A 4,995-nucleotide genomic window follows, 5' to 3' on the forward strand; every position below is an offset into this window, starting at 1 on the left:
ACCCTGACCGCCGCGCTGAAGCCGCTGGAGCGCCAGGGCCTGGTCCGGATCGAGACCGCGCCGGGCGACCGCCGCCGCCGCCGGCTCGTGCTGACCCCGCAAGGCGAGGAAAGGCTGGCCGCCGCCCTGCCCCTGTGGCGTGCCGCCCATGTCGCGGTCGAGGCGGAAATTCCGGCACCGGCGGCGCTGCGGGACACGCTGAAGGCGATCACCTGATACCGGACCCCTGTCGTTCGCCGAAAATTAACGATTGTTCCGCAGCTTGATGGCAGCCCAATGGGCACAGCGGGAAGCGGCGGCATGACCACGGAAGTCCACACCATCGCCTTCGCGCCGCACGAGATCGTCGCGGCCATCGCCAATTTCCATCGCCACCGCAAATTGCCCATTCCCAGCGGCAAGGTGGTGGGCATGGTGTTCACCGCGCCGCCGGAAATCGAGGGCAGGTTCCAGATTCTGGCCGATGGCACCGACGTTCCGGCGGACTTCACGCTGGACAGCGCCACGCTGGCGGCGTCGCTCGTGTTCCACTGCATCAACCACGGCATTCCCCTGCCCGCGCTCGCGACCAAGCAGTTGCGCCGCCACGAACATGGCCTCGAGCTGGTTGTCTCCAACATGCGTCACGTCTGAGGCGCCCCCCCTGAGCCCCTTCTGAGCCCCTCCCGGCGTCCTCGACGATGCGCATCTGCTTACCGCAGGTGGATCGGCTTTGATTATAGAACTCTTGATTGTGCTTCCATGCCCTTTGGTGCCATGATCTCCCAAAATCCGCGGGATCGGGGGGGATGACGGTCGCGCCAACAGGGGGCACCCATGACCGATTTTCCGGCGACACTTCAATTGTACACGCTTGACGGCGAAAACGGCTTTCGCCTGATCGGCTGGGAGTATGAACTCAGCGCCACGGCGGTCGCCGGTGTCGGCGACGTCAATGGCGACGGCTTCGCCGATATCATGGTCGGTTCGCCCTTGAGCTCCGACTACCAAGGTCTCGCCACCCTGGTCGAGGGCTCGGCGGGTCCCTTCTTCAGCGACCGCGATCTGTCCGGCCCGTTCTTCTTTGGCTCCCGTGCCGACTACGAATATATCGGGCGCCGCCTCGGTGTCCTCGGCGACGTCAATGGCGACGGTTTCGATGATTTCTCATATGGCGGCGACGGTGGCCACATTTGGGGCACCTACGAAAACTATATCGTCTTCGGCTCGGCGGGCGGCTTTGTCCAAATCGGCACATACCAGTCCCACCTGGACGCCGCCGGCGATGTGAACGGTGACGGTTTCGACGACATCATCGCCGGCGGCACCATTGTCTTCGGCAGCGCTTCCGGCCTGCCCGCCAACCTCGAGTCCCCCGCCGTCGACGGCAGCAACGGCTTCCAGCCGGCCGGCGCCTTCAGCCGCATGGCCGCTGCGGGCGACGTCAACGGCGACGGTTACGACGACCTGATCTTCGGCAATGCCGATACCGCCGGCTATGTGCTGTTCGGCAAGGCCGGCGGCTTCACCGCCACGGTCGACGTCACCGCGGTCGACGGCAGCAACGGCTATCGCATCACCGGTGCGGCGGGCAGCGGCACCGGCACCTCCGTCGGCGCCGCGGGCGACGTGAACGGCGACGGCATCGACGATCTCATCATCGGCGTCGGGGGCAAAAACAAGGTCTATATCGTCTTCGGCCGCGCCGACGCCGCGCAGACCGACATCGCCCTCGGCACCATCGACGGCAGCAACGGCTTCGCCATCACCGGCGGCGGGTCCGGGGCCGGGGCCGCGGGCGACGTGAATGGCGACGGCCTCGCCGACATCATCGTCGGCGGCGGTGTCTTGTTCGGCCACACCGGCAACACGGGCGCCAGCTTCTCCATCCGCGCGGTCGACGGCAGCGACGGCTTCCTGATCAGCGGCGCCGGCTTCGATACCCGCAACCTTAGCATCAACAAGGCGGGCGACTTCAACGGCGACGGCTTCGACGACATCGCCGTGGGCACGCCCTTCGCCGACGATCCGCGGCCCTATTACGCCGATTACGGTTACGGCATTGGCGCCGGCATCACTCATGTCATCCTCGGCCATGCCGGCGATGCCCAGAACTGGGTCGGCACCTCGGCCGGCGATTTCCATGTCGGTAGCGGCGATGACGACATCCTGAAGGGGGCGCGCGGCAATGATCACCTCAAGGGCGCGCTCGGCGACGACATCCTGATCGGCGGATCGGGCAGCGATATCCTCGACGGCGGCGCCGGCAGCGATACCGTCAGCTTCGCCGGCTCGTCGGCGGGCGCCATCGTCGACCTCGCGGCCGGCACATCGAGCGGCACCGGCCTTGGCAACGACACGCTGATCGGCATCGAGAATGTCTTCGGCACCGGCGGGGCGGACGATATCTCGGGCGACGACGGCGCCAACCGGCTGGATGGCGGCGCGGGCGACGATATCCTGCGCGGGCGGGGCGGCGACGATACCTATGTCGTCGACAGCCTGGGCGATACGGTGGTCGAGGCCGGCGATGGTGGCCACGACACGATGCTGACCGCCCTTGGCGCCTATCAGCTGGGCGCCAATGTCGAAGCGCTGGTCTTTACCGGCGTCGGCGCTTTCGAGGGGACGGGCAACACGCTCGCCAACACGATCACCGGCGGCGCTGGCGACGACGTGCTGAACGGCGGTCGTGGCGCCGATCTGCTGCGCGGTCTCGGCGGCAACGATACCTATGTCGTCGACGATGCCGGCGACGCGATCGAGGAAGCGGCGGATGGCGGCGTCGACACGGTGCAGAGCACCCTCTCCCTCACCCTGGGCGCCAATATCGAAAACCTCCTGCTGCGCGGCAGCGCCCGGATCGACGGCACCGGCAACGAACTGGACAATGTCCTGACCGGCAATGCCGCGAACAATATCCTGCTGGGTCTCGGCGGCGACGACGCGCTGTCGGGCAAGGCCGGCAACGACAAGCTCGAAGGCGGTGACGGCAGTGACCTGCTCGACGGCGGCAGCGGTGACGACCGGATGTATGGCGGCCTCGGCAACGATCTCTATGTCGTCGATTCCAGCCTCGATGTCGCGAGCGAGGCCCATGGCGACGGCCACGACACGGTTTTCGCCAGCGCGAGTTTCACCCTCGGCTCCGGCCTCGACGATCTGGTGATCACCACCTCGGGCGCCATCGACGGCACCGGCAATGGCGCGGCCAACATCATGCTCGGCGGCGCCGGCGACAATGTGCTGCGCGGGCTGGGCGGTGTCGACATCCTGTTCGGCGGCCGGGGCGACGATAGGCTGGACGGCGGCAGCGGCGTCGATCTCATGGTCGGCGGCGCCGGCAACGATACCTATGTCGTCGACAGTTACGGCGATCTCGTCGACGAGAGCCGGGAGGCCGGCGGCGGCGGCATCGACACGGTGATCTATGGCGGCGACGGCCTGCACTTCGTCATGGCCGAGGGGATCGAAAATGCCATCCTGGCCGATCCGTACAGTGGCCATGTCACCGGCAATGCCCTCGCCAATACGATCACCGGCGACGTGACGCCCGACTGGATCGACGGTGGGGCCGGCGACGATACATTGACCGGCGGCGGTGCCGATGGTGGCAGCTGGGACAATTTCGTCTTCCAGGCCGGCTTCGGCCACGACCGCATCACCGACTTCGTCGCGAACCGCAACGCCCCCTATGACATCATCACCTTCGCCGACGGGCTGTTCGACGATTTCGCCGATGTCCTCGCCCATAGCGTGGAGGTCGACGGCGATGTCGTCATCACCTACAACGCCGCCCATTCCATCGTGCTGGAAAATGTGGCCCTGTCGGCGCTGACGGCGGATTCGTTCCAGTTCGTCGCCTGAGCCGGGCGGTCAGACCAGGGCGGGCTCGTCCGGGCAGAAGCGCAGCGCCTCGGCGAGGCGGGACAGGCCGTCGGCCAGTTCGCCCATGTCGCTGGCCGCCGACAGGCTGACCCGCAGGGCTTCCGGGGCCGCCCCGCGACCGACCTGGAAAGCGGCGGCGGCGGCGACATGGACGCCCAGCGCGCGGGCGGCATCGACGACATCGGCCGCCCGCCGTCCGTTCTCGACCGGCAGCCACAGATGGAATGAACGCACCCGGCCTTGCGCCGGGGTGGGCAGGCCGAGGATGCGTTCGGCGATCTCGTTGCGGCGGGCGATCTCGCCGACCTGCCATTGGGTCAGCCGTTCGGCGGTGCCGTCGCCGATCCAGCGCGCGACGATATCGGCCATCAGGGGCGGCGCCATCAGGGTGGTCGCCCGCATGGTCTCGGTCGCGGCATCGACCAGGCGGCGCGGCAACGACATGTAACCGATGCGCAGGCCCGGCATCAGCGCCTTCGAGACCGAAGTGACGAAAATCGTCCGCTCCGGCGCCAGCATGGCGATCGGGACCTGTTTCGGCGCGAGGAAGCCGTGGACGTCATCCTCGATCAGGAAGGCGTCATTCCGCTCGGCCACGGCGGCGATCGCCCGCCGTCGCTCCCCCGACATGACGACGCCGGTCGGGTTCTGGATCGTCGGCGTCAGATAGACGAAACGCCGGCCGCCGCCCCGGCAGGCGGCATCCAGCGCATCGGCGCGCATCCCGTCCCCGTCGATCGCCACCGGCTCCAGCGTCAGGCCGAGGCGCCGGGCGAGCGAAGTCAGCCCGGGATAGGCCAGGGCCTCGGTCAGCAGGATGTCGCCCGGGCGGGCCACGGTCATCAGGGCGATGGTCTGGGCATTCTGGCAACCGGCGGTGACCAGCACCTGGTCCGGCGTCACCTCCATGCCGGCCCGGCGCAGCCAGGCCGCGCCGGCCGCGCGATGCGACGGCGAGCCGGCCGGAAACTGATAGCCCATCACGGCGGAAAGATCGGGCGCCCGCGCCAGATGAACGAGGGTCGCCTGCATCGCCTCGAGCTGCGGCCCCATGGCCGGGCGGTTGACCGACAGATTGATCACGGTGCCGCCGCTGGCCGGCCGCTCGTGGTCCATGCCGACGAGGCC

At 68.1% G+C, this 4,995-nt stretch carries 4 protein-coding genes; 3 read left to right on the forward strand and 1 reads right to left on the reverse strand.

The genetic code is table 11. The features are described from left to right. From WAZ62_RS01485 to WAZ62_RS01495, 3 genes are all read left to right on the forward strand, one after another. A partial coding sequence (locus WAZ62_RS01485; protein WP_422641759.1) for a MarR family winged helix-turn-helix transcriptional regulator occupies positions 1-216 on the forward strand: 216 nt, incomplete at its 5' end. 84 nt (positions 217-300) lie between these two features. Further along, positions 301-633, forward strand: a complete 333-nt coding sequence (locus tag WAZ62_RS01490) for a hypothetical protein (RefSeq protein WP_422641760.1) — start codon at positions 301-303, stop codon at positions 631-633. Between the two features lie 183 nt (positions 634-816). Beyond that, positions 817-3,846 (forward strand): FG-GAP-like repeat-containing protein, encoded by a 3,030-nt coding sequence (locus WAZ62_RS01495; protein WP_422641761.1) that lies wholly within the window; start codon positions 817-819, stop codon positions 3,844-3,846. A 9-nt stretch (positions 3,847-3,855) separates the two neighbouring features. Here the strand turns inward: WAZ62_RS01495 and WAZ62_RS01500 are convergent. Next, positions 3,856-4,995: PLP-dependent aminotransferase family protein (locus tag WAZ62_RS01500; RefSeq protein WP_422641762.1), on the reverse strand; the 1,140-nt coding region annotated here is incomplete at its 5' end.

The sequence above is a fragment of the Zavarzinia sp. genome (assembly GCF_049306435.1).
Taxonomy (GTDB): Bacteria; Pseudomonadota; Alphaproteobacteria; order Zavarziniales; family Zavarziniaceae; genus Zavarzinia.